We start from the raw sequence: 15,111 nt of genomic DNA on the forward strand, positions 1-15,111 counted from the left end.
GCAAGTGTGGCCGGCCTGCACCGGACAGATACCCCGTCGGGTCGGGTTCCAGGCATCGATGAGGCATGACGACGACAGCTGCGTGTCGGTCCGGCGCGATAATCTCGCTGTATGGGGGTGGCTGGTTCTGTCGTACCCGTTGGTCCGCGCTGGCGACACGCCTGGCGGATCGCCCGCCTGGCAGCCATCGGGACGGGCGCGACCGCGGCGGCCGTGATGGCGACCGGCGGGGTGCTGCTCGGCCAGGCCCGGCAGGCCCGACGCACCATCCCGATGGCCGAGGCCCCACCGCCGCGCTGCGACGGGGTGTACGGCGCGAAGTTCCCCGGCCCGACGCTCACGATGGTCGTGCTCGGTGACTCGTCGGCTGCCGGTTACGGGGTGCACCGCCGCCGCGAGACGCCCGGCGCGTTGCTGGCCACCGGCCTGTCTCGCCGCCTGCACCGGCCGGTCCTGCTGCGCCGCTTCGCGGTGGTCGGAGCCATCTCCTCGGCGCTGCGGCACCAGGTGGAGGCCGCCCTGGAATGCGAGCCCGACATCGCGGTCATCCTGATCGGCGGCAACGACATCACCAACCGCACCCCGCGCGGGCTGGCCGTGCGCTACCTGGTCGAGGCCGTCCGGACGCTTCGCGACGCGGGTTGCGAGGTGGTCGTCGGCACCTGCCCCGACCTGGGCGCGATCCGGCCGATCCAACCGCCGCTGCGCTGGCTGGCCCACCGGTGGAGCCGCCAGCTCGCCGCCGCCCAGACGGTCGCCGTCGTCGAGGCGGGCGGCTGGACGGTGTCCCTGGGCGACCTGTTGGGTCCACGGTTCAATGCCGAACCGCACCGGATGTTCGCCTGGGACCGGTTCCACCCGTCCGCTGAGGGGTACGCGGTCGCCGCGGCCGCCCTGCTGCCGACGATGCTCTCCGCGCTCGGCGCCGGGCAGGAAAGACGGGTCACTGCGGCACGGGGTGAGGGCGTACGGTCGCTGCCAAAGGCCGCGCAGGAGGCGGCCCGGCACGCCGGCACCGAGGTCAGTGGCATCCAGGTCCACGGCCACGACCGGGGGCCGGCCGGTCGGTGGGCGCAACTGCGTCGGCGGGCGTTCTTCGGTGTCAACGCGGTGCCGCAGGGCGGTGCCACGTCGGACACTTCGACGGTGGAGGGACTGGCATGAACCAGCGCAGCGAGCGGCACGTGACCGACGGCCTCACCGGCCGGCTGGGTCGGGCGGCGGCGCTGTCGCTGCTCGCCGGCACCGTGGGCGGTGCGGCGGTCCTCGCCGGTGAGGCGTTCGTCGCGCGACACCGCCGGTACGCCGAGCCGGAGCTGGGGCTGGCGCTGCGCGCCACGATCGGCCGGGCCGGCGGGACACCGCTGCGGCTGGTGCTGCTCGGCGACTCGTCAGCGCTGGGCGTGGGCGTCGACAGGCTCGACGACACCATCGGCGGGCAGTTGGCGAACCTGCTCGCCGAGGGTCCGACCGGCCGTCGGGTGCACCTGTCAAGTGTCGGTGTCTCCGGGTCCCGTTCGACCGATCTGGCGACGCAGGTGGCCCGGGCCCTGCTGGGCGAGCGGCCCGACGTGGCGCTGATCCTGATCGGCGCCAACGACGCCACAGGCATGCGCCGGCCCGCTGACGCGTCGGCATATCTGGGTGCGGCGGTGCACCGGCTGCGGGAGGCGCGCGTCGAGGTGGTGGTGGGCACCTGCCCCGATCTGGGCGCCGTACGCGCCATCGCGCCCCCGTTGCGGCAGCTGGTGGGCTGGGCCGGCCGGCGGATGGCGCGCGCGCAGACCACTGCCGTGCTGGAGGCCGGTGGCACTGTCGTCGACCTGGCCACCGAGACCGGGCCGGTGTTCCGGGCTGACGCGGGCACGCTCTGCCACGACGGCTTCCACCCGTCCGCCGACGGTTACCGGGTGTGGGCGCACGCCCTGTTGCCGGCGGTCGCGGCTGCGGCGGCCGTCGCCTCCCGACGCTAGATCAGCCCCGCTCAGGGTGACATTTCCCGCCGTGTCTGCTTCTTCCGCGTGATGTTACCGGCGGGTTAACGTTGGTCCATGCCGATTGAGTCGTCCCGCGACGCCGTCATCGTCGCTACCGCCCGCTCCCCCATTGGCCGGGCGCACAAGGGGTCCCTGCGCGGCGTCCGCTCCGACGACCTCGCCGCGACAATCGTCCAGGCCGCCCTGGACAAGATTCCCCAGCTCGACCCGACCACCATCGACGACATCTACCTCGGGTGTGGCCTGCCCGGCGGTGAGCAGGGCTTCAACATGGCCCGTGTGGTGGCCACGCTGCTCGGGCTCGACACCGTTCCCGGTGCCACGCTGACCCGCTACTGCGCGTCCTCGCTGCAGACCACCCGGATGGCCCTGCACGCGATCCGTGCCGGCGAGGGCGACGTGTTCGTCTCCGCAGGCGTCGAGATGGTCTCCCGGTACGCCCGGGGCAGCTCCGACGGTCTGCCGCCGGAGGCTCAGGCGCTTGTCGGCGGTGGCTGGGAGAACCCGCGCTTCGCCGAGGCCGCCGAGCGCTCGAAGCGCCGCGCGCAGGGCAGCGCCGAGGTGTGGACCGACCCGCGTGAGTCCGGCGACCTGCCGGACGTCTATCTGACGATGGGTCAGACCGCCGAAAACCTGGCCCAGGTGTACGACGTGAGCCGCGCCGACATGGACGAGTTCGGCGTACGCAGCCAGAACCTCGCCGAGAAGGCAATCGCCGACGGCTTCTGGGCCCGGGAGATCACCCCGGTAACCACTCCGGACGGCACTGTGGTGAGCACCGACGACGGTCCACGAGCGGGCGTCACCCTGGAGGCGGTGTCCGGGCTGAAGCCGGTGTTCCGTCCCGACGGCCGGATCACCGCCGGCAACTGCTGCCCGCTGAACGACGGCGCGGCAGCCGTTGTGGTGATGAGCGCCCAGCGGGCCGAGGAACTCGGGCTGACCCCGCTGGCCCGGATCGTCTCGACAGGCGTCACCGCCCTGTCGCCGGAGATCATGGGCCTCGGCCCGGTCGAGGCGTCCCGGCAGGCGCTCAAGCGGGCCGGCATGACGATCGACGACGTCGACCTCGTGGAGATCAACGAGGCGTTCGCCGCCCAGGTCATCCCCTCCTACCGGCAGCTTGGCATTCCGGAGGAGAAGCTGAACGTGATGGGCGGCGCGATCGCCGTGGGCCACCCGTTCGGCATGACCGGCGCCCGGATCACCGGCACCCTGCTCAACGCGCTGGAGTGGCACGACAAGACCATCGGCCTGGAGACGATGTGCGTCGGCGGCGGCCAGGGCATGGCCATGGTCCTCGAACGGCTGAACTGACCTCAGAGCGCGCTGCGGGTCGCCGTCACCTCGGCGGCGGCCCGCGCCAGCGTTCCGGCGTCGGCACCCGAGGCCAACAGGTCCGCTGTCACCACCCGCAACTGGTCGGGCAGCGCCAGGTCGTTGTCCAGCCGGGGAACAGTGCGGCGAGGTCCGCCCTCGGCGTCGGCGGCCAGGTTGGCGATCTCCTGCACCAGGCGATGGACCAGGTCGGCGCGGGACATGTTGCCGGTCGTCGCGGCTGCCGCCCAGCGGGGCTGCTGCCAGTGCCCGATCTGACCGACAAGCAGTCGTACGGCCTGATCCAACTCCACTGCGCTCATCGCCGCCGAGTCTACGGCCGGCGTCGGCCCCGACACCCCGGCCCCGGTCAACGACGCAGATAGCTGAGCAACCGCAGCAACTGCCAGTAGAGGAAGACCAGACCGGTGACCAGGCCGAACGCGCTCAGCCACGCGTACCGGCGGGGTCGACCGTCGCGCACCGAGCGCTCGACGAGGTCGAAGTCGAGGATGAAGCTGAACGCGCCCGCGATGATCGCCACCACCGAGAAGGCGTACGGCAGCCAGCCGACCTCGCCGCTGACGCTGTAGACCGCCAACCCCTGCCGGCCAGAGATCAGGTACGACACCAGGTTGACCACGCTGAGCACTGCGATGCCGAGCAGCGTGCCGATCACCAGGCGGGCAAGTCGGGGCGTCGCCCGGATCACCCGGGCCCGGTACAACGCCGCCATGCCGAAGAAGACGCCGAACGTGCCGGCCACCGCCTGCACCACGATGCCCGGATAGACCTGCTCGAACGTCCGGCTGGCCACCCCCAGCAACAGCCCCTGCAACAGCGCGTAGCCGGCGATCGGCACCGGGTTGGTGATCCCCCGCAACGAGATGACCAGGACCAGGGCGATCGAGGCCAACGCGCTGCCGGCCAGCGCCGCGCCCAACCAGGCCGCCTCCGGCACCACCACCCAGGACACGGCCGCGGCCACGCCGGTGAGCACCAGCAACCCGACGGTACGGACCACCACGTCGTCGACGGTCATCGGCTCGACATCCTGGGAGCCGAGCACCCGGCTCTCCAACCGGCCGGTCTCGTCCAGCCGGTTGAGCACCGGATTGTTGCTGCGCACCGTCGCCTCCCTCACCCGCGTACCCCTCGCAGTCACTCTGCCCCGGGCGGCCCGGCGGCGACTGCGAAACGGCGCGGACGACGGCGCCCGCCCCCCACGGAAGCGGAGGCGGGCGCCGATCGGCAGAGCGGACGAGGTCAGTCGTCGCCCTGGAAGTAGCTCAGCAGACGCAGGATCTCGATGTAGAGCCAGACCAGGCTGACCAGGATGCCGAACGCGGCCACCCAGGAGTAGCGCTGCGGCAGGCCCATGCGGACGCCGTCCTCGATCTCCTTGAAGCTGAGCACGAAGCTCAGCGAGGCGACGACGATGCAGACCAGGCTGAAGCCGATGGCAAGCGGGCTGCCGTCCCGCAGGCCGGTGTTGACGCCGAACAGCGCCAGCACCAGGTTGATCATCATGACGGCGAAGAGGCCGACCATGACCGCGATCATGCCCTTGACGAAGGCCGGGGTGGCCCGGATGACCTTCGCCCGGTAGAGCATCGCCATCAGGAAGAAGATGCCGAAGCTGGCCACCGCCGCCTGGAGCACGATGCCGTCGTAGCGCGTCTCGAACGCCTTGCTGACCATGCCGACGAAGACGCCCTCGACGACCGCGTACGCGATCACAAGCGCCGGGTTGGCCATCCGGGAGAACGAGATGATCAAACCAAGGGCCAGGCCGACAACTGCCGCGCCGATCCAGGCGACCCCGACCAGCGAGTCGGGCACGAGCACCCAGGCGGCCGCGGCGGTGATGCCGAGGATGCCGAGCAGAGCGACAGTCTTGACGACGACGTCGTCGACGGTCATGGGGGCCACGGTGGGCGGTGCGACCGGGTAACCGGCCTGGGACGGGTACTGCTGGGGAATGCCGGGCTGTCCGTACGGCCCGGCCGGGGCGTACCCGGCGGAGCGCTCCCGCTCGGCCGCTTGGCCGAGCCGGGCGAGCACCGGGTTCGAGGTCTTCACTGTCTGGCCTCCCTCAGGGGGTCGTTTGCACGTGAACGTGCCCTCCAAGAGTAAACTGCCCGACCCACTCCCGGTGATCACGGATGGAATGCGGGCCGGTCGCGATTGGTGCCCGGGGCGGGGGTCGAACCCGCACGCCTTGCGGCAGCCGCTTTTAAGGCGGCCGTGTCTGCCTTTCCACCACCCGGGCGGGTGGCACCGGCGCGTCGACACGCGCGAGTGCAATGTCACCGTAGCCGGTCGTCGACAACCCGGCGTACCCCGACGGGCTAGCCACATTAGGGTCGATTCCGTGAGCAGCGCAGCCCCCACGGCCCCCGACGCCGCCCCTGACCAGGCCGTCCGCCTAGCCGATCAGGTCAACCGCCGAACCCGGGCCGTCCGGCTGCCGGCTGCCGTCCGCCGCCACCGGGCCGATCTGCTCGTCGCACTGCTCTGGGTGGTGCTGGCCGGCTGGTTGACCCAGGGGCTGTGGCCCGACCCCGGTGGCCGGACGTTGGCGCTCAACCCGGAGGACCAGGCCCTCTACGAGTGGTTCCTGGCTGTTGACGCCAGAGCGCTGCTCGGCGACTTCAGCCTGCTCACCGACCTGCTCAACGCCCCCGACGGCGTCAACCTGATGGCCAACACGACTGTCATCGCGCTCGGCATCCTCTGCGCGCCGATCACCCTCCTGCTCGGCGCGCCGGTCACCTTCGCACTGCTCGCCGCCGCCAACCTGGCCGGCACGGCGCTCGCCTGGTACCTGCTGTTCCACCGGATGCTGCGTACCCGTCGGCTGGCCGCCGCGCTCGGCGGCGGACTTTGCGGCTTCGGGCCGGGCATCGTGTCGCAGACAAACAGCCACCTGCACATGACCGCCCAGTGGCTGGTGCCGGTGATCGTCTGGCTGGTGGTCCGCCTGCTGCGGGCCTCCGACCCGGGTCGCACCCCGGCCGGGTCCGCGCGTGCCCTGCCCAGCAGGCCGGACCGGCGCCGGATGATCAGCTCAGCCGCCGGGCTGGCCGCTGCGGTCACCGCGCAGGTCTTCATCGGCGAGGAGGTGCTCTTCCTCGCCGCCGTCACACTGCTGGTGATGGCGATCAGTTACGCGGTGGCGGACCGGGACCTGGCCCGTCGAGCCCTGCCCGGCTTCGCCGGCGGTATGGCGATCGCCGCCGGCCTGGCGCTGATGGTGCTCGGATACCCGCTGTGGTTCCAGTTCGCCGGACCGCAGGGCGTCGCCGACGGCATGTTCAGCCCTTCCTACTTCTCGGCCGACCTGAGCAGTTGGTGGACGATCTCCCCGCTGTCGATCGCCGGCAGCGACCAGGCGTCCCGGTTGACCACCGGTCCCGCCGAGTACAACACCTTCCTCGGCTGGCCCCTGCTGCTGGTCACCGCGGCCTGCGCGATCTGGACCGGCCGGCGCCGGCTCGTCTTCGCCTGCGTCGTGGCAGGGCTGGTGATGAGCGCGCTCTCGCTCGGCCCGGAGGTGGTGCTCGGCGGCACCCGCACCGCGCTGCCCGGCCCGTACGCCCTGCTGGCCGGGCTGCCAGTGGTGGACGGCGCGCTGCCGATGCGGTTCGGTCTGGCGCTGCTCCCGATCGTGGCGACGCTCCTGGTGCTGGCGGTCGACCGTGCCCTGCGCAGCACCGGCCGCGCACGACGACTCGTGCCACTGGCGGTCGCTGCCGCACTGCTGCCGATCTTTCCGGCACCGCTGCCGACCGCAGCACGGCCCGAGGTGCCCGAGTTCATCACCGCCGGGCACTGGAAGCAGTGCGTACGGCCCGGCGGCGTGCTCGTCCCGGTGCCGCTGCCCACACCCAAGGAACCCTGGCCGATGCGTTGGGCGGTCGCCGCGAACGCCGGATTCGGAATGCCCGAAGGCTTCTTCATCGGTCCGTACGGGCGGGGCGGCACCGCGGCAATGGGCACCTTCAAGCAGCCCACCTCAGCCCTGCTTGCCGACGTCGCCCGGCGCGGCGACCTACCGGCCATCGGCGACGAACAGCGCCGGCAGGCAGCCCGGGACGCGGACTTCTGGGGCGCCTCCTGCGTGGCGCTGGCCGACGACGCTCCCCACGCCGACGCCCTCCGCGCAACCCTGGAACAGCTCTACGGCCCGGCGACCCGAATAGCCGACGCGTGGACCTGGCGGGTCTGACGCCGCCGCGCTCAGCCGATGTCAGGCGGGCGTTAAGAAGGGGCCCCTCCTATACCGAAAACGATAAGAAGGGGCCCTTCCTTTCGGCTGGGTCAGACGCGGGGCGCGCCGACCGGCTGGGACGCCTCGACGAACTCCTCGCGGGGGTCGTGGAGCTGGCCCAGGGCCACAACCTCACGCTTGAGGAAGAACGCCAGCGACCAGTCCACCACGACCCGGACCTTACGGTTGAACGACGGGATACGGCTCATGTGGTACGTCCGGTGCATGAACCACGCCGGCCAGCCGGTCATCTTGATGCCGTACACCTGGGCGACGCCCTTGTGCAGGCCGAGGCTGGCCACGCTGCCCGCGTGCTTGTGCTTGTAGTTGACCGGCTCGCGACCCCGCACCACCGCAACGATGTTGTCGGCCATCCGGGCCGCCTGACGCACAGCGTGCTGGGCGCTCGGCGAGCAGAAGTTGCCAGGCTCCTTCGTCAGGTCCGGAACGGCGGCGCAGTCGCCGGCGCTCCACGCACCCTCGACCACCCGATCGCCGTCGACGACCTGGAGAGTGGGCAGGCAGGTCACCCGCCGCCGCTCGTCGCGCGGGAAGTCGGTCGCGTCGAGCATCGGCGACGGCTTCACACCCGCCGTCCAGACGATCGTGTCGGAGCGGAAGCTGTCACCGTCGGAGAGCTTCACCACCCCGTCGACGCAGGACTCCAGGCGGGTGTCCAGCCGGATGTCCATGTTCCGCTTGAGCAACTGCTGCACCGTGTACGCGCCCATGTCCCGGTCAACCTCGGGCAGCACCCGCTGGGTGGCCTCGACGAGCACCCAGCGCATGTCCTCCGGCTTCAGCTCCGGGTAGTAGCGCAGCGCGTCCCGGGCCATGTCCTCCATCTCGGCGAGTGCCTCGATGCCGGCGTACCCACCACCGACGAACGTGAAGGTCAACGCCGACTGGCGAACCTCCGGGTCCGGGGTGACGGCCGCCACGTCCAGCCGGTCCAGCACGTGGTTACGGAGGTAGATCGCCTCACCGATGGTCTTGAACCCGATGCCCTGTTCGTGCAGGCCGGGAATCGGCAGCGTCCGCGACACCGAACCCGGCGCCACGACCACGTGGTCGTACGCGATCTCCCGGGCCGGGCCCACGATCGGCTGGACGATCGCCACCTTGCGGTCGTGCTCGACACGGGTGACGGTGCCGGCCACCACCGTGCACCGGCGCAACTCGCGTCGCAGCGGCACCACTGCATGCCGCGGGGAGATGTTGCCCGCCGCCGCCTCGGGCAGGAACGGCTGATAGGTCATGTGGGGCTGAGGGTCCACCACGATGACCTCAGCCTCACGGGAGCTGAGCTTCTTCGACAGTCGCAGGGCCGCATAGAGACCGACGTGCCCAGCGCCCACCACAAGGATCCGCTTCGGATTCACGTCATCTATCTTTCCCCGGCCAGCTCAGCTAATCCCGCTCGCGGCCCCCATCTGTGACGGAGCACAAGCCATGTGACCTGCCTAACCCATCTATTTACGCCGCAGCAGCCAACCCAGCAGCCCGACCAGCCCCACCGCCACCAGCAGCCCCAACACCGTCACCCACTGATGGCCGGTCTCACCGCCCAGCCCCGCCACCCGCAACAGCAGCACCGCCAGCACCGCAGTGCCCAACAGCACCGCCCCGGCCCGCAGCAACCACCTACTGATCAGGTCCGGGTCCACCACCCCGTCGTACGGCAGCAGCGCCGCCAACGCACACAGCGAATGCGACAGGTACAGCAACGCGGCGACGGCGAGCAGCCGCCACAGCTGGACCGGCCGGCCGTACCCGTCGGTGGCGAGCAACCAGCCACCGACCATGACAAGCGCCACGAAGGTCGGCCACGGTCGACGCGGCCCCACCGCCGGCAGCAACGCGGCCACCGCCAGGAACAGCAACGGCCGCCCGCTCAACACCTCGGCGGGAAACGCCAACGCCAACCCGGCCAGCACAGTGCCGAAGATCCCCGCCCGGACCAGGAGCGGAACGGCGCTGACCCGGCCCACTGCCTGCTGCACCGCCCGAACCCGCCCGGTGACCGCCTCGATCATCCGCACCCACCCCCGACCGCACGGCCCGCGCTCACTGGACCGCTTTTCGTTCGCGACTGCGGGGCTCGCAAACCCGGCTCACTCCTCACGCTCACCGGACCGCTATTCGTTCGCGACTGCGGGGCTCGCAAACCCGGCTCACTCCTCACGCTCACCGGACCGCTATTCGCTCGCGACTGCGGGGCTCGCAAACCCGGCTCACTCCTCACGCTCACCGGGAACCGACCCGAGGGGCCGTCGCGAGCCGCGCCACGTCCCGCAGCACCTGGTCCAGGCTGCCGGCGCCGGCCCAGCGCACGACGGGCACGCCGTGCTCCCGAAGCTGCCCGATCATGGTGTCGCGATCCAGCCGCCACAGCCGGTACGCCACCTCGGCCCACCCCCGGTCCTTCGGAGGTGTCAGATCCGCCGGCAGCGTGTCGACGGCCACCACGAAGCGCCCGGAGCGGGCCAGCCGCGCCAGCATCTGCGCCGACCGCTCGTCCAGCAGCGGGGTGAGGACCACCACCAACGCGTCCGAGGAGAGCATCTGTGGACCGAAAACCTGGTCGTACGGCTCATGCTGGGCGGCTTCGGCGCGGACGTCGAGCAGCCACTCCAGGACTGTCAGGTACTGCCGGCGGCCAGCGGCCGGACGCAGCCGGCGGGCTCCCGGCCCGTACTCCAACAGCGAAACCCGGTCACCCCGGTGCAGGTAGTGCTCGGCGATCGCCGCCGTGGCCCGCACCGTGGTGTCGAGCACCGAGGCGGCACCGCCCACCCCGCCGGAACGACCGGCCTCGGCGAGCACGTCGAGCAGCACCACCACCTCGGCGTCCCGGTCGGACAGGGTCGCCGCCACATGCAACTGCCGGGCGCGCAGCGAGACCCGCCAGTCGATACGGCGCAGCCGGTCACCCGGGGCGAAGATCCGCACGCCTGCCAGCTCACCGCCCTCACCGGGCCGGCGGGAGTGGTGCGCGCCTACCAGACCGGCGGCCCGGGGCATCGCCTCCACCGCATCGAACGGCTCGGTACGCGGATAGACACGTACCTCGGCCGGCTCGGTGAGGACCGCCCGCGAGACCAGCAGCCCACCGGCTGCGGCGACCCGCGCACCTGCCGGACCGACCGGGTGCCGGCCCCAGCGCAGGGCCCGACCGGCCAGCTCCAGATCCACCACCGCGGCGACCGGCACCGATGTCACGAACGGGCGGTCGACGGCGGAACGACCCGCGCCACCGGCCGGCTCACCACCGGCCGGTTCACCGCCCGACTTGGCAGCATCGGCGGGTACGGGACCGGCGAAGCCCGCCCGGGTGATCCGCAGCCACGGCGAGACCCGGGACCGCACCACCATCAGGTCGTAGTCGACAGTGTCCGGGTTGCCGACGCTCACCGTGGCCGTCACCTCGCCACCCTCGACCAGCGGCACGTCGTCGCCGGGGGTGATCCAGACCTGCGGCAACGCGGTGGGCCGGCGACGCAGCGCGTACGCGGTACCCAGCGCGAACGGCGCGGCCAGCACGATCAGGTCGATCCGCCCCAGCAGCACGCCCGCCACCAGCAGCAGCCCGGCGAGCAGCACCGCGCGGGCGAGCGCAGGGGTGGGTGCCCAGCCGGCCGTCGAGTCCGGCTCGGTGGATCGCGGCGCGGTCGGTCCGGTCATCAGTGCCGGAGCCCACCGGCGGCGTAGCTGGGCAGGGCGCCACTGGCCGGGGCGGGCGTCGCCTCCAACACCTCACCGACCACAAAGGCCGGATCGACACGACGCAACCACATCTCCGGCCGCAGGGTGATCCGGTGGGCGAGCGCGGGCGCCGCCACCTCCTTGACGTCCTCCGGCACCACATAGTCGCGGCCACCGAACACCGCACGCACCCGGGCCAGCAGCAGCAGCGCCAGCGAGCCACGCGGCGAGGCGCCGACAAGCACCGACGGATGCTCCCGGGTGGCCGCCGTCAGGGCCACGATGTAGCGGCCGATCGAATCCTCCACCACCACGTCCTCCAGGGCTGCCTGCATCGCCCGCAGGGTGCCCGCGTCGACCACCGGCTTGATCTCCGCCTCCTCACGGCGACGGCCCATCCGGCGACGCAGCACCTCCCACTCCTCCTCGTGCTCCGGATAGCCGAACGAGACCCGCAGCAGGAACCGGTCCAGTTGTGCCTCGGGCAGCGGGTACGTGCCCTCGTACTCGATGGGGTTTGCGGTTGCCAGCACGTGGAACGGCTCGTCCAGCTTGTACGTGACACCCTCCACCGAGACCTGCTTCTCCTGCATGGCCTCCAGCAGAGCGGACTGGGTCTTCGGCGGCGTCCGGTTGATCTCGTCGGCGAGCAGCAGGTTCGTGAACACCGGCCCCGCCCGGAAGCTGAAGTCGCCGCTGCGCTGGTCGTAGAGGAAGGAGCCGGTGACGTCGGCGGGAAGCAGGTCCGGGGTGAACTGGAGCCGGCGGAAATCCAACCCGAGCGCCTGGGCGAAGGACCGCGCGGTGAGCGTCTTGCCCAGACCGGGCAGATCCTCCAGGAGGACGTGCCCACCGGCCAGGATGCCGGCGAGGACCAGCTCCAACGCGTCCCGCTTGCCGACCACGACGGTGCCGACCGCGTCCAGGACCGCCCGGGCCAGGCGACCGACCTCGGCGGCGGGCATGCTGCGGTCCACGTCGTTCATCAGATCTTCTCCAGTTCGGCGACGATCACCGCGAGATCGCGCGGCGACGGGGGGCGGCGGGGCGGGTTTTCCAGGAACGTCCACAGCCGGTCACCCAGCAGGGCACGGGCGCGGACCGGATCCGACTCGCGGGTCACAGCGTGCTTCAGGCGCAGCCGCTCGTCGGCCAACTCCCCGAGGCGGGGCAGGATCACCCCGCTGAAGCGTTCAGGCCGTGTCGTGGACCAGTCCAGCGGCAGTTCCCAGCCGTTGATAGCGGCCCGCAACGCGTCCCGGGCACCCCAGTTCCAGGTGCCGTCGTCATAGCGGACGGCGGGCGTCCGGGACTTCCCGCCGGCTGGCGGCGCGAGAGCGGCCGCGAACCGGCGCACCGCGAACACCGCGAACACCCCGGCGACCAGGATCACGAGCGAAACCTTCAGACCTACCGCGCGCAGACCGACGATCAGCACGACGACCACCGCCGCGTTGGCGGCCAGGGCACGCAGGACACGCCCGGCCCGACCGCCCCGGTCCCGGTCGTCGCTGCGCGCCCGCTCCTCCTCGAAGGTGAGCAGGTCGTCGATGCTGGCGCTGCCACTCATGACGGCACCTTTGGAGCGCCCATCGTCACTGTCGTCAGCTCCCCGCGCAGCCGACGCAGTGCGGCGCGCGCCTGGTCACGGGTGCCCTCGTCGACGTCCCGCGTGGCGTACCGGGCCTCGCGGTAGACGTGTGCGAACTCGGCCAGCACGTCGGCGCTGACGATTGCCGGAACCCCTGCCGACGGGTCGCCCCGCAACAGCCGGGTCACCAGGTCGGTAGGGGTGTCGCCGGGCTGGCGGGGAACACCGGCTGCTGCGGCGGCGTCCTCCAGGCGTACCCAACAGGCGATCACCGCGACGCGCGGATCGGTGTCCTGGTCGTCCAACTCCACAAGGCCCGCGTCGAGGGCGGCGACCACCTCGCGGGCGGTGCCCTCAGCCGTACGCCGGGGTCGTTGCGCCGGCAGCGCCCGGGTGGTGCGGCGCACCACCCCCCGGATCAGGATCCAGGTGAGATAGCCCAGCACAACGAGGATGGCCAGGCCGAGCAGGGCGAGCGCCACCGTCGCGATCCACTGCGGGATGTGCGCCTGGGTGGCCTCACCGGCGTCCCTCGGTTCCACCGGGTACGACGGGGCCGGCTGCTCCGACGGGTACTCGGGCACCCAGGGAATGTTCTCGGCGGCCGGCGGGATCCGGTTGGCCCCGATCGACGAGTTCGCGGAGGCCAGGGCCGCCGCGGCGAGGAGGGCGGCGACCGCGCCCACCGGCCACCACCGCCGGAACAGGCCGACCACCGGGCGCAGCACCCCCGGCTCGGCGGTCGGGGACGGCGTGGGCGGTCGCGTTCCGTCAGTCATCGCCACCACCCCACGCGTATCTCAGTCCACTTCGGCCAACTGTTTGGCCCGGCCGAAGACGTCGTCCAGCATCCCGGGCGTCAGCCGCCCGGTGAAGGTGTTCTGCTGGCTCACGTGGTAACAGCCGAGCAATTCTGGTACGGCCACGCCGGACCAGTGTGCCCCATGCCCGAACGCCGGTCGCGGGCTGGGCGGGCGCTGGCCGTACACCTGGCGTAGCACCGGCCACCACGCGGCCCAGGCGAACGCGCCGAGCGCGACCACGACGCGCAGGGTGGGACGGATGAGGGCGACCTCACGGTGGACCCAGGGCGCGCAGGTGTCCCGCTCGACCGGGGTGGGCTTGTTGTCCGGCGGCGCGCAACGGACTGCCGCGAAGATGCGGGTGGTCCGCAGGGCCAGCCCGTCGTCGGCGGCGACGCTCGTCGGTTGGTTGGCCAGGCCGGCGCGGTGCAGGGCGGCGAAGAGCACGTCGCCCGACCGGTCACCGGTGAAGATCCGACCGGTGCGGTTGCCGCCGTGCGCGGCCGGGGCCAGGCCGAGGATGCCGATCCGCGCGTCGGCGGGGCCGAAGCCCGGAACCGGGCGGCCCCAGTATTCCTGGTTCCGGAAGGCGGCCCGGCGGGTGCGGGCCACCTCCTCCCGCCACCGGACGAGCCGGGGGCACGCGAAACAGTCGCTGACGGCAGCGTCCAGGTCGGCCAGGTCCTCCGCCCGCGCGGCGCGGGCGACGACCTGATCGGGGGTACGCGGCTCAGCCAAGCTTGCCCCGGAAGTGTTCCAGGGTGCGCGCCCAGGCGCTGGCGGCGGAGCGCTGGTCGAACGCCTCCGGCCGGTCGTCGTTGAAGAAGGCGTGCGCGGTGCCCGGGTAGTCGTACAGCTGGCAGCTGCCGCCGGCTTCCTCGATGGCCCGGCGGGCGGTCTGTACGCCCTCGCCGGACGAGGTGCCGTCCTCCTCGGAGCAGTGGATGAGCGCCGCCTTGCCGGCGTAGTCGGTCCAGTCGGGGCGCATCGATTCCCAGGGCAGCACGGGGTAGAACCCGACGGTGGCGACGATCCGCTCGGAGAGGGTGGCCGACCACAGCGCCAGGCTGGCACCGGCGCAGAATCCCACGGCGCCGACCTTACCGGTGACCTCCGGCCGACCGGCGAGATAGTCGGCGGCGCCGGCGATGTCAGTTGCCGCCTCGTCCATCCGCAGCGCCAGCAGCAGGCGCTGCGCCTCGTCGGGCTCGCTTGTCGTCTCGCCGTGATAGAAGTCCGGTGCGAGGGCGACGAAGCCGGCCTCGGCGAACCGGTCGGCCACCGACCGGATGTGCGGGACCAGCCCCCACCACTCCTGGATGACGATGACAGCCGGGCTGGTCATGCCGCTGGCGGGTATCGCGAGATACCCCTCGCTCGTGCCACCGTTGCTGGGGTAGCTCACCATTTCGCCCATCGGCCCGT

General features: G+C 71.8%; 15 protein-coding genes and 1 tRNA gene. 4 read left to right on the top strand and 12 right to left on the bottom strand.

Annotated elements, in window-relative coordinates; all coding sequences use genetic code 11:
* Window positions 1-111: 111 nt before the first annotated feature.
* The 3 genes from ACLQ23_RS01525 (at window position 112) to ACLQ23_RS01535 (ending at window position 3,314) form a co-directional block, all read left to right on the top strand.
* Window positions 112-1,164: an SGNH/GDSL hydrolase family protein gene (locus ACLQ23_RS01525; RefSeq protein WP_425880253.1), complete on the top strand. Its 1,053-nt coding sequence runs from the start codon at window positions 112-114 to the stop codon at window positions 1,162-1,164.
* Window positions 1,161-1,973: an SGNH/GDSL hydrolase family protein gene (locus ACLQ23_RS01530; protein WP_355596882.1), complete on the top strand. Its 813-nt coding sequence runs from the start codon at window positions 1,161-1,163 to the stop codon at window positions 1,971-1,973. The genes ACLQ23_RS01525 and ACLQ23_RS01530 overlap by 4 nt, the downstream gene beginning before the upstream one ends.
* Window positions 1,974-2,051: 78 nt before the next feature.
* Window positions 2,052-3,314, top strand: a complete 1,263-nt coding sequence (locus ACLQ23_RS01535; protein ID WP_425880254.1) for an acetyl-CoA C-acetyltransferase — start codon at window positions 2,052-2,054, stop codon at window positions 3,312-3,314.
* Between the two features lie 2 nt (window positions 3,315-3,316).
* Here the strand turns inward: ACLQ23_RS01535 and ACLQ23_RS01540 are convergent, their stop codons facing one another.
* From ACLQ23_RS01540 to ACLQ23_RS01555, 4 genes are all read right to left on the bottom strand, one after another.
* Complete coding sequence (locus ACLQ23_RS01540; RefSeq protein WP_355596879.1) at window positions 3,317-3,637, bottom strand: hypothetical protein; 321 nt, start codon at window positions 3,635-3,637, stop codon at window positions 3,317-3,319.
* Window positions 3,638-3,684: 47 nt separating this feature from the next.
* Entirely contained in the window at window positions 3,685-4,443 is a 759-nt protein-coding gene (locus ACLQ23_RS01545; RefSeq protein ID WP_355596877.1) for a Bax inhibitor-1/YccA family protein, read from the bottom strand.
* 137 nt (window positions 4,444-4,580) lie between these two features.
* On the bottom strand, window positions 4,581-5,396 hold the full coding sequence (locus ACLQ23_RS01550; RefSeq protein WP_355596875.1) for a Bax inhibitor-1/YccA family protein: 816 nt from the start codon (window positions 5,394-5,396) through the stop codon (window positions 4,581-4,583).
* Between the two features lie 106 nt (window positions 5,397-5,502).
* Window positions 5,503-5,586 (bottom strand) — tRNA-Leu (locus ACLQ23_RS01555).
* A gap of 102 nt (window positions 5,587-5,688) precedes the next feature.
* Here ACLQ23_RS01555 and ACLQ23_RS01560 point away from each other — a divergent pair.
* Window positions 5,689-7,545 (top strand): hypothetical protein, encoded by a 1,857-nt coding sequence (locus ACLQ23_RS01560; RefSeq protein ID WP_355629370.1) that lies wholly within the window; start codon window positions 5,689-5,691, stop codon window positions 7,543-7,545.
* 92 nt (window positions 7,546-7,637) lie between these two features.
* On the opposite strand, the gene ACLQ23_RS01565 is transcribed toward ACLQ23_RS01560, so the two are convergent.
* From ACLQ23_RS01565 to ACLQ23_RS01600, 8 genes are all read right to left on the bottom strand, one after another.
* Entirely contained in the window at window positions 7,638-8,969 is a 1,332-nt protein-coding gene (locus ACLQ23_RS01565; protein WP_355596871.1) for an NAD(P)/FAD-dependent oxidoreductase, read from the bottom strand.
* Window positions 8,970-9,059: 90 nt separating this feature from the next.
* Window positions 9,060-9,620, bottom strand: a complete 561-nt coding sequence (locus tag ACLQ23_RS01570) for an LPXTG cell wall anchor domain-containing protein (RefSeq protein WP_425734769.1) — start codon at window positions 9,618-9,620, stop codon at window positions 9,060-9,062.
* Between the two features lie 214 nt (window positions 9,621-9,834).
* Window positions 9,835-11,271 carry a DUF58 domain-containing protein gene (locus ACLQ23_RS01575; protein ID WP_425734716.1) on the bottom strand — a complete coding sequence of 479 codons (1,437 nt, stop codon included), beginning with the start codon at window positions 11,269-11,271 and terminating at the stop codon, window positions 9,835-9,837.
* Window positions 11,271-12,278 carry an AAA family ATPase gene (locus tag ACLQ23_RS01580; protein WP_425734715.1) on the bottom strand — a complete coding sequence of 336 codons (1,008 nt, stop codon included), beginning with the start codon at window positions 12,276-12,278 and terminating at the stop codon, window positions 11,271-11,273. The genes ACLQ23_RS01575 and ACLQ23_RS01580 overlap by 1 nt, the downstream gene beginning before the upstream one ends.
* Window positions 12,278-12,862: a hypothetical protein gene (locus tag ACLQ23_RS01585; RefSeq protein ID WP_355596863.1), complete on the bottom strand. Its 585-nt coding sequence runs from the start codon at window positions 12,860-12,862 to the stop codon at window positions 12,278-12,280. Before ACLQ23_RS01585 ends, ACLQ23_RS01580 begins: the two co-directional genes overlap by 1 nt.
* Window positions 12,859-13,662, bottom strand: coding sequence for a DUF4129 domain-containing protein (locus ACLQ23_RS01590; protein WP_425880255.1), 804 nt, complete (start codon window positions 13,660-13,662; stop codon window positions 12,859-12,861). Before ACLQ23_RS01590 ends, ACLQ23_RS01585 begins: the two co-directional genes overlap by 4 nt.
* 21 nt (window positions 13,663-13,683) lie before the next feature.
* Complete coding sequence (locus ACLQ23_RS01595) at window positions 13,684-14,424, bottom strand: uracil-DNA glycosylase (RefSeq protein ID WP_425880256.1); 741 nt, start codon at window positions 14,422-14,424, stop codon at window positions 13,684-13,686.
* Window positions 14,417-15,103, bottom strand: coding sequence for a dienelactone hydrolase family protein (locus tag ACLQ23_RS01600; protein WP_355596857.1), 687 nt, complete (start codon window positions 15,101-15,103; stop codon window positions 14,417-14,419). The genes ACLQ23_RS01595 and ACLQ23_RS01600 overlap by 8 nt, the downstream gene beginning before the upstream one ends.
* Window positions 15,104-15,111 lie beyond the last annotated feature (8 nt).

Source organism: Micromonospora sp. DT41 (assembly GCF_049841715.1).
Taxonomy (GTDB): Bacteria; Actinomycetota; Actinomycetes; order Mycobacteriales; family Micromonosporaceae; genus Micromonospora; species Micromonospora profundi.

What these genes read in the sequence shown, in the direction of transcription:
- ACLQ23_RS01525 (WP_425880253.1), top strand. Translation starts at nt 112, where the DNA reads ATGGGGGTGGCTGGTTCTGTCGTACCCGTTGGTCCGCGCTGGCGACAC.
- ACLQ23_RS01530 (WP_355596882.1), top strand. Translation starts at nt 1,161, where the DNA reads ATGAACCAGCGCAGCGAGCGGCACGTGACCGACGGCCTCACCGGCCGG.
- ACLQ23_RS01535 (WP_425880254.1), top strand. Translation starts at nt 2,052, where the DNA reads ATGCCGATTGAGTCGTCCCGCGACGCCGTCATCGTCGCTACCGCCCGC.
- ACLQ23_RS01540 (WP_355596879.1), bottom strand. Translation starts at nt 3,637, where the DNA reads ATGAGCGCAGTGGAGTTGGATCAGGCCGTACGACTGCTTGTCGGTCAG.
- ACLQ23_RS01575 (WP_425734716.1), bottom strand. Translation starts at nt 11,271, where the DNA reads ATGACCGGACCGACCGCGCCGCGATCCACCGAGCCGGACTCGACGGCC.
- ACLQ23_RS01580 (WP_425734715.1), bottom strand. Translation starts at nt 12,278, where the DNA reads ATGAACGACGTGGACCGCAGCATGCCCGCCGCCGAGGTCGGTCGCCTG.
- ACLQ23_RS01585 (WP_355596863.1), bottom strand. Translation starts at nt 12,862, where the DNA reads ATGAGTGGCAGCGCCAGCATCGACGACCTGCTCACCTTCGAGGAGGAG.
- ACLQ23_RS01590 (WP_425880255.1), bottom strand. Translation starts at nt 13,662, where the DNA reads ATGACTGACGGAACGCGACCGCCCACGCCGTCCCCGACCGCCGAGCCG.
- ACLQ23_RS01600 (WP_355596857.1), bottom strand. Translation starts at nt 15,103, where the DNA reads ATGGGCGAAATGGTGAGCTACCCCAGCAACGGTGGCACGAGCGAGGGG.